The following is a 17,504-nucleotide window of genomic DNA, read 5'->3' as shown; positions in this document are numbered from 1 at the left end:
CACATTTTCCATGATTATTTGAATTGAGTATTGTATGATAGAATTTGTAAAATAAATAAGCTCATGATTAAGGATATAAACTATGAATGCTATTGTTGTTTATGCAACGATTACTGGTAATAATGAAGCTGTTGCAGATATTATTATTGACCAATTAAAATCACATGATGTTATGGTTACTAAATCAGAAATATCTCAAACTGAAGTTGAAGATTTACAAAATCAAGATATTGCGGTTGTCGTACCGTACACTTATGATAATGGCTCATTACCTGATGAAGGATTAGATTTCTACGATGATTTAGAATTTATTGATTTATCAGGAACAAAGTATGGCGTTGCTGGTTCAGGTGATTTGTTCTATGAAGATGATTATTGTGTTGCTGTAGATAAATTTGATACAGCATTGTCCAATGCGAAAGCAAACAAGGCTGCACAAAATGTTAAAATTAATCTCATCCCTGATAAAACGGATGAGGCACAACTCAAAAAATTTGTTAACGATTTATTAGCATAATAAAAAAGCCACTACTTAACGTAGCGGCTTTTTTTAATGCTTGTCATTAAATGTTCGTGCAACTTCATCTAATGTTTGAATATTTTCTTCAACTTCGTTGTCGTCACTCTCAATAGTGTCGCCAACAACCTTTGTTTTTATCTTACGATATTCAGCCATACCAGTACCAGCTGGAATAATCTTACCGATAATAACGTTTTCCTTCAAACCAACCAACGGATCATTCTTACCGCGAATAGCAGCATCAGTCAAGACACGTGTTGTTTCTTGGAATGATGCAGCTGACAAGAATGAATTGGTTTCAAGCGCAGCCTTAGTGATACCTAACAAAACTGGACGAGCTGTAGCAGGCACCTTGCCAGCAAACAATGCAGGTTCATTAGCGCGCTTAAAGTCTGCAATATCCATCAATGTACCAGGAAGCAAAGGTGTTTCCCCAGGATCCATAACGCGTACTTTACGCATCATCTGACGAATCATGACTTCAATATGTTTATCTGACACTTCGATACCCTGCAAACGATAAACCTTTTGGATTTCAGTCAACATGTAGCTCTCAGTTGTCAATGTATCAGTAACAGCTAACAATTCCTTAGGATCGATAGGTCCTTCATTAAGTGTTTGACCACGTTGAATTTCATCACCTTCTCCAACACGCATACGTGCAGAAAGTGGCAATGTATAAGAACGTGTATCTGTTTCACCTTCAACTGTTACGATCTTTGTGCGTTCAGCTGGATTCTCTTCGATAGAAGCAATGATTCCAGTAACTTCAGAAATTTCAGCACGTCCCTTAGGAATACGTGCTTCAACAATTTCCTGCACACGTGGCAAACCTTGCGTAATATCGTTTCCACCAGCAACACCACCCGTGTGGAAGTTACGCATTGTCAACTGCGTACCAGGTTCACCAATTGATTGGGCAGCAACTGTACCAACTGCTTCACCAACTTCAACATCTTCTCCAGTCGCCAAATTACGACCATAATCCAAGACTGAAACACCGTGTTCTGTTGTTGATGTAAAGACGGAACGAATCGTTACCTTATCAATACCAGCAGCAATAATCTTCTTGGCGATATCTTCACTAATCATTTCATTCTTTGAAATAATCTTTTCACCAGTTTCAGGATCAAATACCGACTTCATTGCATAACGACCCAAAATACGATCATATAACGGTTCAACAACAGAGTTGCCATCCATGATTGCTGAAACTTCTAGTCCACGATCAGTATCATTATCGTACTCACGCACAATAACATCTTGCGCAACATCGACCAAACGACGTGTCAAGTAACCAGAGTTGGCTGTCTTCAAAGCCGTATCTGACATTCCCTTACGGGCACCGTGGGTAGAAATAAACATTTCCATCACAGTCAAGCCGTCACGGAAGTTAGCAGTAACTGGCAATTCAATAATTTTACCACCAGGTCCAGCCATCAAACCACGCATACCGGCTAACTGAACGAAGTTAGAAATGTTACCACGCGCACCTGAATCCTGCATCATATAGATTGGATTAGTCACATCGAAGGATTCAATCAAACGATCTTGAATAATATCCTTGGCCTTGGTCCAAATTTCTGTCACACGTTGATAACGTTCAGAATCTGTAATCAAACCACGACGGAACTGCTTTGTTACTGTCGCAACTTGCTTATGGGCATCTTCCAAAATTGCTGGCTTATCTTTTAATTCAATAACATCTGTCATGGCAACCGTCAATCCAGATTGTGTTGATTTATCATAACCCAAGTCCTTCATGCGATCCAAAAGTAATGATGTTTCTGTTACTTTATAACGCTTATAAACTTCGGCAATAATATCAGATAAGAATCCCTTCTTAAAGGGACGTACAATTTCTTCATGTGCCAAATGATCATGAATATCTTCACCAAAGTTAATAAAGAATTCATCACTGATACCCTTAAAGTTATCTTCAGATGGTTCATTAATATAAGGGAAGTCTACTGGCAAAATTTCGTTAAACAACAATTTACCAACAGATGTAATCATAATCTTCTGGCGTTGTTCATCAGTAAATGGTTTTTCGTCAGGGAATGTCGATGTTTGAATTCCAATACGTGTATGATAATGCACAATCTTATTTTCATAAGCAATGCGTGCTTCTGCAACACTACTGAAAATCATACCTTCACCTTCACGACCAGCTTCTTCAGTCGTTAGGTAATAGTTACCAATCACCATATCCTGTGATGGCGCAACAATTGGCTTTCCATCCTTAGGTGCCAAAATGTGCCCAGCGGCAAGCATTAACAAACGTGCTTCTGCTTGTGCTTCATCAGAAAGTGGTACGTGAATGGCCATCTGATCGCCATCAAAATCAGCGTTATAAGCTTCAGTTACCAAAGGATGCAAACGCATTGCCTTACCTGAAACCAACACTGGCTCAAAAGCCTGAATTCCCAAACGATGTAGCGTAGGTGCTCGGTTCAAAAGAACTGGATGTTCTTTAATGACATCTTCCAAAACATCCATAACATCATTATCTTGACGATCAATCTTACGCTTAGCTGATTTAACATTACCGGCCAAGTTACGCTTTGTTAATTCGCGCATAATGAATGGTCGGAAAAGTTCTAATGCCATTGGGCGTGGTAGGCCCATTTGGTTCATCTTTAAGAATGGTCCAACATCAATAACTGAACGACCAGAATAATCAACACGCTTACCCAACAGGTTTTGACGGAAACGGCCTTGCTTACCCTTCAGCATATGTGAAAGTGACTTTAATGGTCGATTTCCAGGACCAGCAACAGGGCGTCCACGACGACCGTTGTCGATTAATGCATCGACAGCTTCCTGTAACATACGCTTTTCGTTTTGAACGATAATACCAGGTGCATTCAAATCTAACAAACGCTTCAGACGATTGTTACGGTTAATTACACGACGGTATAAATCATTCAAATCAGATGTAGCGAAGCGACCACCTTCTAATTGAACCATCGGACGCAAGTCAGGTGGGATAACTGGTACAACATCCATAACCATCCACTGTGGTTTATTTTCAGATGTTAAGAATGCTTCAACAATATCCAAACGACGTACAGCACGTACTCGTTTTTGTCCTGTGGCTTCTTGCAATTCGTGCTTCAAATTATCCGCTTCAGACTGTAAATCAACATCAGCTAACAAAGCTTTAATTGCTTCAGCACCCATGCCCGCTACGAAATCAGCACCGTATTGTACCTTTAATTGACGGTATTCGCGCTCAGTTAATAGTTGCTTCTTTTCAACTGGTGCATCTCCTGGCTCAATAACAACATATGAGGCAAAGTAAATAATTTCTTCCAATGAACGTGGGCTCATATCAAGCACTAGTCCCATACGTGAAGGAATTCCCTTGAAATACCAAATATGTGTAACTGGGGCAGCCAATTCGATGTGGGCCATACGCTCACGGCGTACCTTTGATGATGTAACTTCTACACCACAGCGGTCACAAACGATACCTTTGTAACGAATTCGCTTATATTTTCCACAAGCACATTCATAATCTTTTGTAGGTCCAAAAATACGCTCATCGAACAAACCATCTTTTTCAGGCTTAAGTGTTCGATAATTAATCGTTTCTGGCTTCTTTACTTCACCATAAGACCATGAACGGATCTTATCAGGAGAAGCCAAACCGATTTGCATACTTTCGAACTTATTAACATCGATAGCCATCTATTTGCTGTTACCTTTCTTCACTTATTCTGTTTCAGTAGTGTCTTCGTCAGACTCTACTTTGGCAAACGCAACTTTAACTTCGTCATCTTCTTGATTCAAAAGATCTGGATGTGTACGTGCTAACTTTTCCAAAGCATCAACTGGCAAAATTGAATCATCTTCATCCATTTGACGTAATTCAACTTCATCACCGGCAACATCTAGAACACGCATATCCAAACCAAGTGCTTGTAATTCTTTCACAAGAACACGGAATGATTCAGGAACACCAGGTCGAGGAATTGAATCACCCTTAACGATTGATTCATAGACCTTAACACGACCAGCAACATCATCAGACTTATAAGTCAAAATTTCTTGCAATGTGTAGGCAGCACCATAAGCTTCCAGCGCCCAAACTTCCATTTCACCAAAACGCTGTCCACCGAACTGTGCTTTACCACCTAATGGCTGTTGCGTAACAAGTGAGTAAGGACCGATTGAACGTGCATGAATCTTATCATCAACCATGTGGGCCAACTTCATATAGTGCATAACACCGACAGCAACTCGCTTGTCAAAGGCATCACCGCTACGGCCATCATAGACAACAGATTTACCATCAACTGGTAGTCCTGCTTCACGCAAAGCATCTTCAATTTCATCATCTGTTGCACCATCAAAGACTGGTGAAGCAACATGGATACCCAAATTACGTGCAGCAAATCCCAAATGTAATTCTAAGACCTGCCCAATGTTCATACGTGATGGCACACCCATGGGACTCAACAAGATATCAATTGGTGTTCCATCAGGCATATACGGCATATCTTCTTCAGGTACAACAACTGAAACTGTACCCTTGTTACCGTGACGTCCAGCCATCTTATCACCAACTTGGATCTTACGTTTCTGGGCGATATAAACACGAACCATCATGTTAACACCAGGTGCTAATTCATCACCGTTTTCAGGCGTATAAATACGAACGTTTTGGACAACACCACCACCACCGTGTGGGACACGTAATGAAGTATCACGTACTTCACGTGCCTTTTCACCGAAGATTGCATGCAAAAGACGCTCTTCAGCAGAAAGTTCTGTAACACCCTTAGGTGTTACTTTACCAACCAAAATGTCGCCATCATGGACTTCGGCACCAATGCGGATAATACCATTCTCGTCTAAGTCACGCAGTTGTTCCTCACCAGTGTTAGGAATTTCACGTGTCATTTCTTCAGGGCCAAGTTTTGTATCACGCGCCTCTGAATCATATTCTTCAATATGAATTGATGTATAAACGTCTTCACGAACTAAGCGTTCATTCAAAACAATGGCATCTTCGAAGTTATAACCTTGCCAAGTCATAAAGGCAATCAATGGGTTTTGTCCCAGAGCAAGTTCGCCTAATTCCATTGATGGGCCATCAGCAATAACTTGATCATCATCAATGTGTTCACCAACTTTAACAATTGGCTTTTGGTTATAGTTTTTACCACCGTTAGAACGGCGGAACTTCATTAATTCATACGTATCAAGTTGGCCATCTTCACGACGAATACGGATTTGACGACCATCAACATATTCCACTTCACCGGCGGCACGGGAAATCAAAGCAACACCAGCATCGTGAGCTGCCTTATATTCAATACCTGTTCCCACTAATGGTGAATGTGGGTCTAACAACGGCACAGCCTGTCGTTGCATGTTGGCACCCATCAAGGCACGGTTAGAATCATCGTTTTCCAAGAACGGAATCGCAGCAGTTCCAACAGAAACAACCTGTTTAGGACTCACGTCCATGTAGTCAATTTTATCAACGGGTGTTTCGATGTTTTCTTCACCGAAACGTGCCATAACTGTATCGTTAACAAAACTACCATCATCGTTCAAAGGTGAGTTAGCTTGCGCCACGATAAAGTTATCTTCCTCATCAGCTGTCAAATAATCAATTTTGTCGGTAACATTATGGGTTGTCCAATCAACACGACGGTAAGGTGTCTCAACAAAGCCATACTTATTAATACGTGCATAAGTGGCCAACGAGTTAATCAACCCGATGTTAGGACCTTCTGGCGTTTCAATTGGATCGATACGACCGTAATGCGTATAGTGCACATCTCGCACTTCAACACCAGCACGATCACGTGTCAAACCACCAGGTCCCAATGCAGACAAACGACGCTTATGGTTCAATTCACCCAATGGGTTAGTTTGATCCATGAACTGTGATAGCTGTGATGAACCAAAGAATTCCTTAACTGCAGCCACAACTGGACGAATGTTAATCAATTGTTGTGGTGTTACAGTATTAGCATCTTGGATTGACATACGTTCACGCACAACACGTTCCATACGTGTCAAACCAATACGGAATTGGTTTTGTAGTAATTCGCCGACTGAACGAATACGACGGTTTCCAAGGTGGTCAATATCATCAACTGAACCGATGCCTTCTTGCAAGTTCAAGAAATAATTCATACCTGCTAATATATCTGCAGGACGCACTGTACGGTTAGCTGCTTCAATATGACCATTGCCGATTAACACTAGTGCTTTTTCTGGATCTTCAGGTGATTCAATCTTAATTTTTTGTAGGATAACTGGTTCTTGCAAAACAGCATCCCCTGATGGTGTATATGTTGTCGTCTTGAAATCTTCACGTTCAAGGAATGGTGCTAATTCAGACATGACTGTCTTGTCTACAACAGTTCCCTTTTCAGCAATAATCTCGCCTGAATCAGGGTCAGCCAATGTTTCGGCTAATGTCTGTCCAAGCAAGCGTGTCTTGAGCGACAACTTCTTATTAATCTTATAACGTCCCACATTGGCCAAGTCATAACGACGTGGATCAAAGAAACGCGCAACAAGTAACGCACGTGAAGAATCTGCTGTTTTAGGTTCTCCCGGACGTAGACGCTCGTAAATGTCCTTCAATGACTCTTCAACACGTGAATCCGACATATCTTTGTGAACGTCTTTTTCCAGAGTCATGTTCAAAGCATCATATTGGTCAGAGAAAATTTCTAAAATGTCTGAATCAGAACCAAATCCTAATGCACGAACAAGCTCCGTCATCAAGAGTTTACGTGTACGATCGATACGAACGTTGGCAATACCTTTAGCATCCGTTTCGTATTCTAACCAAGCGCCACGGTTAGGAATCACTGTGGTACCAAAATGAGGACGACCATTCTTGTCAGTTTCTTGATTGTAATAAATACCAGGTGAACGTACCAATTGAGAAACGATAACACGTTCCGCACCATTGATAATGAATGTTCCTTGGTCTGTCATCAATGGGAACTCACCAAAGAACACATCTTGACTCTTGATTTCACCAGTTTCGTGGTTAGTCAAACGTAATGTCACATGTAGTGGTGCTGAGTAGTTCGCATCATGCTCACGCGCTTCTTCAATTGTATACTTTGGTTCCATCAATTTATAATCGACATATTCCAAAGACAAAGTACCTTGGAAATCATCAATTGGCATGATATCGCCAAACATTTCTTTAATACCTTCATCAAGGAACCACTTATAAGATGCCGTTTGAATTTCAATCAAATTCGGCACATCTAAGACTTCTTTAATTCGAGCATATGAACGACGCGTACGGTGCTTACCATACTTTACTAAATGTCCTGCCACATTTATCACCTCGTTTGTTTTTCACTGCGTTCTGTACATTACAATTTGATTACAAAATCAAAAATACCCCTTAAAAAGATAAGGTATAGGCACAAAAAAAGCAATCGTCGCTGTTTCCGCAGACAACGTTTGCCTCAACTATGATGAAATTCATGGACAATAGATCATGATTTTCGTATTTATTCGCAGTATTACTATGTTATAGTATACGCTATTTTGTAAAAAAATCAAGGACCTACTGGACAACACCATGTAAGATTAAATCAACTAATTCTTGCACTCTTGTTTGAATATCTTGCTGTGCATTTAAAGCATGAAAATCACCAAATATCGGTGCCAAGCTTGTGATATAGAAAGAACTCGCCATCTTAGGATCCACATGCTCACGCAAATGAACAGCCGGTTGAGCAAAGAAACGCGCAATGGGTCCGACATAATCCCGGCCGAATATTCGACCAAGACTCTGCTGACCAGAAGATGACAACGCCCCAAAGCTACCATGAATTAATGTAAACACATCACGTGGATGCTGCGTCCGAATAACAAGTGTCATCGCAACAAGTTGATCGATGGGCTCATTATATTGTCGTTTTAAAATATTCTCTAATTCTGTACGAATAGATTGCCCCACTTGTTGCATGACTTCAACAAATAATACTTCTTTATCATGGAAATGATGATATAGCGCTGGTTGCGTCATCCCTAACGCACGCGCTATTTCCCGAGTTGTTGTTTGTTCATACCCATTTTTCAAAAATAAAGTTGTTGCCGCGTCCAAAATATGTGTCTTTGAATCACTCGCTACATGTAGCGTATCAGACATGTTCAACCTCCGATATATTTTTTACTTTAATCTATCTTAGTGTTACTCTGCACTCCAATCATCAGGGTTTCGTGGTTTAATTCTTGTTGTGTCGCCCTCTTCATCTTCTGCCTCAGGTGCATCTGTGACGTACTGGGACAGTGTTGAGCGATTACCATTCTTAGAAAAAACACTCGTCGACTTGCTTCCTAATGATTTATTAATTCGATTCAAACGATTCAAAGTTGTTTGCTGAGCGTAATCATACTTATCGCTTTGAACGGCTTTAAAGCCCTCTGGTGTATAAAAGCGTAATAAGTTTTTCTGGTTTAAATTATCAGAAATTGCTAATTTTTGATTCACTTGTTTTTGTAATTTAGCAACGCGCTTTGCCGTCTTTTCGTCAGATCCATCAACAACCTGACCAGTCTTAGTATTCCATATTTTACCGGAAATAACAGCTAAATCTGGTGTAATAAAATCTTTATTTCGAAAAGCTACAAGTTGTTGATGCTGATCACTTAGCAGATCTTGCCCTAATTGCATGTAACGCTGTGTACTAATACCCAATAAATGTTCAACAGTAGGCGCAACATCTATCTCCCCGCCATAGGTATGGTTGACATGTCCGCCCTTATAGTTGGGAATATGAACAATGAAGGGTACGCGTTGTAAGTTAGTATTGTCAAGATCCGTCCATTCATTTGAATTTTTACCTAAGACACCTGCAAGGTACTTATTATCTGTATTAGAGATACCATAATGATCCCCGTACATAACCACCATCGAATTCTTATACAATCCCGATTTCTTCAAATACGTAAAGAATTCTTTTAATGATTGATCCAAATAATGATTCGTTAAGAAATAATTATCAACTAACTTAGATCCAGAGTTCGTTGTTTGAAAATTAGGGTCGCGATCAATCTTATCTAAATTATACGGCGTATGGTTGGTAACCGTTAAGAACTTTGCATAAAACGGTTGTTGCAACTTCTCAAGATAGGGTACAGAATCGTTAAACAACAATTTATCCTTAAGTCCCCAGCCAGTTGCTTTAACACCACTAATGTCAAAGTAAGAACTGTCAATAAAGTTCTGGTACCCCATGCGTTTGTAAACAACATTTCGCTGATAAAAAGTACCGTTATTACCATGGAAAACTGCGCTTGAATACCCAGACCGCTGATTTAAAATTGCGGGCATCGCTTGAAATGTCTGATTTTCACCAATTTTTGAAAACAACGAGCCTTGTGGTAAACCAAATGTTGACGTTTCTAACATGTTTTCAGCATCAGAAGTTTTCCCCTGTCCAACTTGATGGAAAAAGTTATCAAAACTAATCGTCCCCTGTTCGTTAACTAAACTATTTAAAAACGGTGTGATTTGTTGACCATTAATTTTTTTACCAATGACAAACTGTTGAAAACTCTCCAAATGTATCACAATCACATTTTTATTCTTAGCAATCCCATAATACTTAGCATTAGCATCCGCATGATGTTCTTTTACATATTCTTTAACCGATTGAAGCTCCTCGGGTGTAGCGCTTTTACGAATCTGGTTCGTTTTGTAGGTGTTAATCCCATCATAAATGGTAAATGGTCCAATTCCCAAATACTTCACCATATATTCTCGATCAAATTGGCGGGTCAATAATTGTGGTCGATCTATATCTGCCAAAAGAAGATTCACAGCACAAATGAATAATCCTAAACTCGTCATTGCTAGTGGGACCAGTTTGGGTACATGCTTATCCGAGAAACGAATTTTACGTATGACAAACAATACCAAAATAATGATGATATCTAACCAAAATAAAATATCATGGACCCCAAGAGCAATCGAACCAGCGACTTTTGAACCTTGATTGACTGCACTATACCCCAAAATAGTATTGACAGACATGAAGTCCGAAAATTCACGAAAATAAACGACATTCAAGTAAAGTAACATCGTTAAAATTAAATCGATAAGAATTAATGCGCCATAATATAGCACTTTTGGGCGAATAAATAGTGCCAAACTAAATATTAAAACCGTAAAGCCAATCGGATTGGCTAACATCAAGAATACTTGTAATGGATCTTGAACATGCAACCATTCAAAATCAGCACCGTACGCCAAAATTGTTTTCATGGTAAACAAAATAATCAACCACCAAAAAAAACCAATTCGTGTATTGAGCTGTTTTTGCCAATTACTTGGTGCTAATGTTGTCGTCCAAAAATTTTGCAAAATTTTTTTCATAATCTTTATTATACCAATATCATTCAAAATAATAATAAAACTTTGTTAAAATATAGACATGACAATTAAAATTAAACATGCCTATGGATTAGGTGAAATTCAACAAGATGCCCGTATGATTCGCCAAGCAGTCTTTGTTGAGGAACAAGGCTTTAGTGCACAAGATGAATACGACCATTTAGATAGTACTACAATTCACATCGTTGCCTATACGAATACCCAAGCCGTCGCTACTGCACGTCTACATGAAGAACAATTAGGTACATGGCATATCCAACGTGTTGCAACACTAGCTAGCATGCGTCATCAAGGTATCGGTCGCTTACTCTTTGATGAAATCGAAGCATTAGCGCCACAGTTTAACATTCATACATTAACTTTAGGTGCGCAGCTTCAGGCGCGTCATTTCTATGAGCAACTTGGCTTCAACAGTCATGGTGATATATTTTTAGATGCCAATGTACCACATATCGAAATGATTAAGCTCTTAAACAGATAAAAATACGCTGCCGTAGCAACGTATTTTTATTTTAAGCAACTATCCTTTTTTGTCATCATATGCAATTTCAACATGTAATCGATATGGCAACGTCACGGTCTGGAGCTCTCGTCGACCATTAACATGACTTGGACCGCCTAAAATGAGGACCGTAGCTGCAGCTAAATTATACTGAGCGGCTACAGTTTCAACATCCGTCAAACCAATTTTACGGACATAACCAACTGGCATTGCACGTAATTGATTGACCCCAGCCATTATAACGGTATCACTTGCTATCTTTTCAATAGTAAAATAAGGTACTAATGTTCCGGGATAATTGGCACTAATAGCACCTTCTTGCGCAATAATTGCACGTTGTGCCGTTTCATCAAGTTCACCAAAATCTTGATGCAATACACCACTCTCCTGTAAGGATTGGGCTAACATATCAATATTTCTTTGATGAATATCATTTATCTCTACCGATGCTTCCATCACATGATCGCGCTGATATAAGCCATGAATCGGCATAATAACTGCTCGCTTTTTTTCTACTTTTTCTTCGTGTGGTCCACCAAGCAGTTTTTCCACATGCGGTGAAATATCCCACTTTGTTCGCTTATTCGTAAAGTAATATAAAATATTTAATATTACAAAATATAATAAACCAATAAATAAGCCAAGTAGCAACGTTCCACGTAACCAACGCCCATTATCGTAAAATCGCCAAGCAAGATAAAGTAAATACCATATACCACCTGCACCAACGATTGTATAAATACGCCCTCGCGTTTTACTAGCAGTTGTGAAATATCCCAAATAATGATTAACTAAGTCTAAAATTGTTAGCATTACTGGTCTCCTTGAGCATTAGCAGCATTTTGATTGTTGTTAACTGTAGAACTCGATTGCACTGAACTTGAAGATTGAACACTAGAACTTTGCGTATCACTTGCTGAACGATTTTGAACAGAACTACTATCCGCGGCCGATTGTTCACTATTAGCTGATGAGGATTGCGTCGAGTTGCTAGCTGATGATGTGCTGTCGGAAGTAGCACTACTTTGCGAAGAAGACTTGTCTTGTGATGCATCACTTTCACTACTTGACGTCTCATCATCATCGGTTGAACTGCTACTTTTTGAATTATCAGATTGTGATTCACCTGATGATAATGTACTGCTACTTCTTTGAACCGTTGTCTGCGATTGGACAGTACCACCCTCAGACGTGCCAGTTGCCACGTTAACTGCTAAATTGGCAGCACTAATTGCGACAACTAATGACACAATAGCTGATGGTGTTAAAAATGGGGGTGTTCGATAAGCCATATTCGTTTCCTTATAAATTACTTCTCAAAATTGCAATTTCTATTTTAGTGTAGTTACTATTATACGCATTTCTGGGTTAAACAGAGATAAAATACAAACGAAAACCCGCAAATAATTGCGGGCGGACCAGTTTATAAAATATTTTTGGGAGATTTTTATTTTTTGGGAGATTGAGATTGGAGAGAGAGAAGTCCGTTGATTCGTTTTTGTATCAACTTTTGTTGATGGTTATACTATAATAGGTGTAAATTAAACGAAAATAAAAAGGACGGTATCACTATCATGACAGCATATAAAACTTATTTAATTGATCTAGATGGGACGATTTATCACGGTCAGAAACGCTTACCCAGTGGTAAACGCTTTATTGAACGTTTAAAAGAATCCAATGCGCATTATTTATTTGTCACGAATAATTCAACTTTAACAACTGCTGATGTGGCTAAAAATCTCTCCGAAAATCATGATATTCCGACCACTGCAGACCAAGTTTATACGAGCGCTTTAGCCACTGCTGATTATCTTAAAAGTCATGCCGAGCCAAACCAAAAGCGCGTCTTTATGGTCGGTGAGGCAGGACTAGGTGAAGCACTGACAAGTAGAGGTTTTGAACTTGTCAATGACGAACAGGCTGATTTTGTTGTCGCTGGATTAGACCGCCAATTCACTTATGAAAAATTAACAACAGCTACTTTAGCCATTCAAAACGGTGCCCAATTTATTGCAACTAATCGCGATACGAATTTACCGAATGAACGTGGTATGTTGCCTGGTGCTGGTTCTTTGATCGCCGCCATTGAAACAGCTACTGCAACACACCCTGTTGTTATTGCTAAGCCAGAACTTCCCATCATGACTGGCGCATTGGCTCTTGCTAATGTCGCACCTAGTGAAGCACTTATGGTTGGTGATAACTACAACACAGATATTCTAGCTGGTATTAATGCACATATCGATACTTTATTAGTTTATTCAGGCGTATCAACGCCGGAAGAAATTGCAAAAGTTTCAACAAAGCCAACATATACTGTCACAACATTAGACGAGTGGAAAATTTGATTTTCCGCTTTTTATTTTACACATCATAAAAAAAGCCACGAACAGACTGTACACTCGTCTCAGAACCCACAAAATAAATAATATCGTGCAGTTCAATAACAGAATAAGGACCAGGTGAGATGACTAACTCACCTTCATGCATAATAGCAACCAAAGTGGCACCCGTCTTTTGCCAGAAATTCATATCCCCAATAGATTGTCCTAATTGAGGTGATACTTCCGACATTTCTAATTCATAAGGTGTCAACGGATTATGCCGTTGCATTTGTTCTGTTCTTTCCGTTAATTTAACGAGAATATTGGAAAGATGTGTTAATTCTTGTTTTTGGTTTTCAATACTTGTATGTACATCATCTTGTAATTGCTTCAAATCTGATGATTGCTGCATCTGGCTGATAAATGCTTTGGCTTTATCTCTTGATGTAATGGTTACACCACTACCCTGTTGTGTGCTAACAATACCCAAATCAGCAAGAATACTAATCGCTTTGCGCGCCGTTTCAGAAGACACACCATACGTCGTTGCTAATGTAGAGCGTGCATGTAATTTTGTACCAACGTCAATTTGACGATTGATAATTTGTTCAGCAATCAAATATGCAATTTGCCGATATCGTGGTTGTCTGATTTTTTTCATAATTAATTCATACCATATCTCTTGTCTATTTACAATCAATTCTATAAATTTGACACAAAGTGACAACTTGTGTAAAATTTTAAGTGGTCACTTTATCTTTTACAAAAAGGATAAAGTAGAGTAATTTGGAGGATGTATGCCTAAAGTAGAAATAAAACACTTAACAAAAATATTTGGCAAACGAATTAAACCCGCACTAGAACTTGTTAAACAACGCGTCTCTAAGAATGAAATCTTAGAACGTACCGGCAGTACCGTCGGTGTTTACGATATCAATATGTCTATTAACGAAGGTGAAATTTTCGTTATTATGGGATTATCCGGATCTGGAAAATCGACATTAATTCGGCTACTTAATCGACTAATTGAGCCTACCTCAGGTACCATGATGATTGATGGTTCTGACATCGCAAAGCTCAATAAGAAAGAAATGATTGAAGTTAGACGTAAAACAATGAGCATGGTGTTCCAAAATTTTGGACTATTTCCACATCGTACTATTTTAGAAAACACAGAATATGGTCTAGAAGTGCAAGGTGTTCCCGTTAAAGAACGTCGTGAACGTGCTGAAAAGGCCTTAGCTAACGCTAAACTATTGGACTTTAAAGACCAGTACCCTGACCAATTATCAGGTGGTATGCAACAACGTGTCGGCTTAGCAAGAGCTTTAACAAACGACCCCGAGATTTTATTAATGGATGAGGCTTTCTCTGCTTTGGATCCATTGGTGCGTCGTGAAATGCAAGATGAATTGCTTGATTTACAAGCCAGTGTTCAAAAAACGATTATCTTCATTAGTCATGATTTAAATGAAGCGCTTCGTATCGGTGATCGCATTGCCATCATGAAAGATGGTCAACTCATGCAAGTTGGTACTGGTGAAGAAATCTTGACACAACCAGCTAATGAATATGTCCGCTCTTTCGTTGAAGATGTTGATCGTTCTAAAGTGCTGACAGCTGAAAACATTATGATTCCAGCATTAACAGCAAATATAGAGGTCGATGGTCCTACTGTCGCCCTACGAAAAATGATGGCAGAAGAAGTTAGTGGGTTAGTTGCTGTTGATCGTCATCGTCATTTACATGGTTATTTATCTTCGGATAGCGCTATTGAAGCACGTCGCGAGAAGGTACCATTGAAGGATGTTTTGGATAAAATGCCGTCAGTGAGTCATGATACAGTTATCATGGACCTAATGCCTTTGATTTACGATTCTCCTACCCCATTAGCTGTTACTAAAAATGACAAATTAATTGGTGTTATTATTCGAGGCCGTGTGTTAGAAGCATTGGCAGATAGTACATCAGACGAGGAGGAGACGATCGATGTTTAATATTCCTAAAATACCATTGGGACCTTGGGTCAAAGACGGTGTTGATTGGTTAACAGATAATTTAAACGGTTTCTTTTCAGCTATTCAGCATGCTGGCCAAACGGTTATGGATGGCTTGACAACCGGTTTAACTGCAATACCAATACCAATCATGATTATTGGTATAACATTAATCGCTGTCCTTACTGCAAACAAGAAATTTGGCTTTCCTATCTTTGCTTTCTTTGGCTTAGTTCTAGTCGCTAACCAAGGTTTGTGGGAAGACCTAATGAACACGTTAACTTTAGTTGTTATGGCCAGTGTGATTTCACTGATTATCGGTGTACCACTAGGTATTTTAGCCGCTAAATCTGACCGTGCACGTGCCATTATTCAACCAATACTAGATTTCATGCAGACAATGCCTGGTTTCGTCTATTTGATACCAGCCGTTGCATTCTTCGGTATTGGCGTCGTACCAGGTGTTTTTGCCTCAATTATCTTCGCCCTACCGCCAATGGTACGCATGACTAATTTAGGTATTCGACAAGTACCAACTGATTTAGTCGAAGCCGCTGATTCATTTGGTAGCACACCGTGGCAAAAATTAATTAAATTAGAATTACCAACTGCTAAGAATACAATTCTTGCAGGTGCTAATCAAACTATTATGCTAGCGTTATCCATGGTTGTGACTGCCTCAATGATTGGTGCGCCTGGACTTGGTCGTGGTGTTTTGGCAGCTGTTCAGCATGCTGACGTTGGTTCAGGTTTCGTCAATGGTCTGGGCTTGGTTATTTTGGCCATTATTATTGACCGCTTCACTCAAAAACTCAGTAGCAATTCACGGCAACAGTCTGATAGCAGGTCACCGATCAAGAAATGGTTAGTTTTAGCTACGGCCATTGTCATGATCGGTAGTGGTGTTGTCAATCACTTAATGTCAAATCAAAGTACTGGTAAACAGGTTAACCTTGTTTATGTTGAATGGGATTCAGAAGTTGCTTCTAACAATGTCTTAGCAGAGGCAATGCGCCAGCATGGCTATAAAGTTAACATGACGCCGCTGGACAATGCTGTTGTATGGCAATCAGTCGCCAGTGGTCAAGCAGATGCTTCAATCTCTGCTTGGTTACCTAATACTCATAAAGCATTAGCCCAAAAATACAAAAATGATGTCACAAATCTTGGCCCTAACCTTAAGGGTGTTAAAACCGGCCTTGTCGTGCCTGACTATATGGACGTTAATTCAATCGCCGATTTATCTAATCAAGCTAACAAAACAATTACCGGTATTGAACCTGGTGCCGGTATTATGACATCTACAAATAAGGCTATGAAAGACTATAGTAATTTATCAGATTGGAAATTAACTTCTTCTTCTTCTGGTGCAATGGCTATTGCCTTAGAGCGTGCCTATAAGAATCATCAAGATATTGTCATTACTGGTTGGTCCCCACACTGGTTGTTTAGTAAATATAAGTTAAAGTACTTAGAAGATCCAAAACAATCAATGGGTAAAACTGAAAACATTGAAACAATCGTTCGTAAAGATCTTAAGCAAGATAAGCCGGACGTCTATAAGATTTTCAATAATTTCCATTGGACTTCTCAAGATATGCAATCTGTTATGTTAGATGTTCAAAACGGTAAGTCACCCGAACAAGCTGCTAAAAATTGGATAAGCCAACATAAATCCGAAGTTGATAGCTGGTTCAAATAATTAAATGATTGCAATAAAAAAACTACCTTAATCATTAAGGTAGTTTTTTATATGCTCATA

At 39.3% G+C, this 17,504-nt stretch carries 12 protein-coding genes; 5 read left to right on the top strand and 7 right to left on the bottom strand.

Going from position 1 to position 17,504, the window contains the following annotated elements:
* The first annotated feature begins 82 nt into the window (after nt 1–82).
* On the top strand, nt 83–517 hold the full coding sequence (locus C5L23_RS01555; protein ID WP_010008853.1) for a flavodoxin domain-containing protein: 435 nt from the start codon (nt 83–85) through the stop codon (nt 515–517).
* 33 nt (nt 518–550) lie between these two features.
* Here the strand turns inward: C5L23_RS01555 and rpoC are convergent, their stop codons facing one another.
* From rpoC to C5L23_RS01535, 4 genes are all read right to left on the bottom strand, one after another.
* Complete coding sequence (gene rpoC / locus C5L23_RS01550; protein WP_010008856.1) at nt 551–4,213, bottom strand: DNA-directed RNA polymerase subunit beta'; 3,663 nt, start codon at nt 4,211–4,213, stop codon at nt 551–553.
* 24 nt (nt 4,214–4,237) lie between these two features.
* The gene (gene rpoB / locus C5L23_RS01545) at nt 4,238–7,846 is read right to left on the bottom strand and encodes a DNA-directed RNA polymerase subunit beta (protein WP_010008858.1); all 3,609 of its coding nucleotides are present in this window, start codon (nt 7,844–7,846) and stop codon (nt 4,238–4,240) included.
* A gap of 235 nt (nt 7,847–8,081) precedes the next feature.
* Entirely contained in the window at nt 8,082–8,669 is a 588-nt protein-coding gene (locus C5L23_RS01540) for a TetR/AcrR family transcriptional regulator (RefSeq protein ID WP_133264190.1), read from the bottom strand.
* Nucleotides 8,670–8,711: 42 nt separating this feature from the next.
* Nucleotides 8,712–10,898, bottom strand: a complete 2,187-nt coding sequence (locus C5L23_RS01535; protein ID WP_193617322.1) for an LTA synthase family protein — start codon at nt 10,896–10,898, stop codon at nt 8,712–8,714.
* A gap of 58 nt (nt 10,899–10,956) precedes the next feature.
* Here C5L23_RS01535 and C5L23_RS01530 point away from each other — a divergent pair, with 58 nt between their 5' ends.
* Complete coding sequence (locus C5L23_RS01530) at nt 10,957–11,397, top strand: GNAT family N-acetyltransferase (RefSeq protein ID WP_010007186.1); 441 nt, start codon at nt 10,957–10,959, stop codon at nt 11,395–11,397.
* A gap of 39 nt (nt 11,398–11,436) precedes the next feature.
* On the opposite strand, the gene C5L23_RS01525 is transcribed toward C5L23_RS01530, so the two are convergent.
* Nucleotides 11,437–12,231 carry a DUF6681 family protein gene (locus C5L23_RS01525; protein WP_133264189.1) on the bottom strand — a complete coding sequence of 265 codons (795 nt, stop codon included), beginning with the start codon at nt 12,229–12,231 and terminating at the stop codon, nt 11,437–11,439.
* On the bottom strand, nt 12,231–12,710 hold the full coding sequence (locus C5L23_RS01520; protein WP_010007188.1) for a hypothetical protein: 480 nt from the start codon (nt 12,708–12,710) through the stop codon (nt 12,231–12,233). The genes C5L23_RS01525 and C5L23_RS01520 overlap by 1 nt, the downstream gene beginning before the upstream one ends.
* Before the next feature lie 282 nt (nt 12,711–12,992).
* Here C5L23_RS01520 and C5L23_RS01515 point away from each other — a divergent pair, with 282 nt between their 5' ends.
* Entirely contained in the window at nt 12,993–13,769 is a 777-nt protein-coding gene (locus C5L23_RS01515) for a TIGR01457 family HAD-type hydrolase (RefSeq protein ID WP_010007189.1), read from the top strand.
* 16 nt (nt 13,770–13,785) lie between these two features.
* On the opposite strand, the gene C5L23_RS01510 is transcribed toward C5L23_RS01515, so the two are convergent.
* The gene (locus C5L23_RS01510; protein ID WP_133264188.1) at nt 13,786–14,406 is read right to left on the bottom strand and encodes a GntR family transcriptional regulator; all 621 of its coding nucleotides are present in this window, start codon (nt 14,404–14,406) and stop codon (nt 13,786–13,788) included.
* A 136-nt stretch (nt 14,407–14,542) separates the two neighbouring features.
* Here C5L23_RS01510 and C5L23_RS01505 point away from each other — a divergent pair, with 136 nt between their 5' ends.
* The gene (locus tag C5L23_RS01505; protein WP_010007191.1) at nt 14,543–15,742 is read left to right on the top strand and encodes a quaternary amine ABC transporter ATP-binding protein; all 1,200 of its coding nucleotides are present in this window, start codon (nt 14,543–14,545) and stop codon (nt 15,740–15,742) included.
* Nucleotides 15,735–17,444 carry an ABC transporter permease/substrate binding protein gene (locus tag C5L23_RS01500; RefSeq protein ID WP_010007192.1) on the top strand — a complete coding sequence of 570 codons (1,710 nt, stop codon included), beginning with the start codon at nt 15,735–15,737 and terminating at the stop codon, nt 17,442–17,444. The genes C5L23_RS01505 and C5L23_RS01500 overlap by 8 nt, the downstream gene beginning before the upstream one ends.
* Nucleotides 17,445–17,504 lie beyond the last annotated feature (60 nt).

Origin of the sequence: Leuconostoc fallax (assembly GCF_004354645.1) — a bacterium.
GTDB lineage: Bacteria > Bacillota > Bacilli > Lactobacillales > Lactobacillaceae > Leuconostoc_B > Leuconostoc_B fallax.
This window is presented reverse-complemented; position numbering and strand designations above follow the sequence as displayed.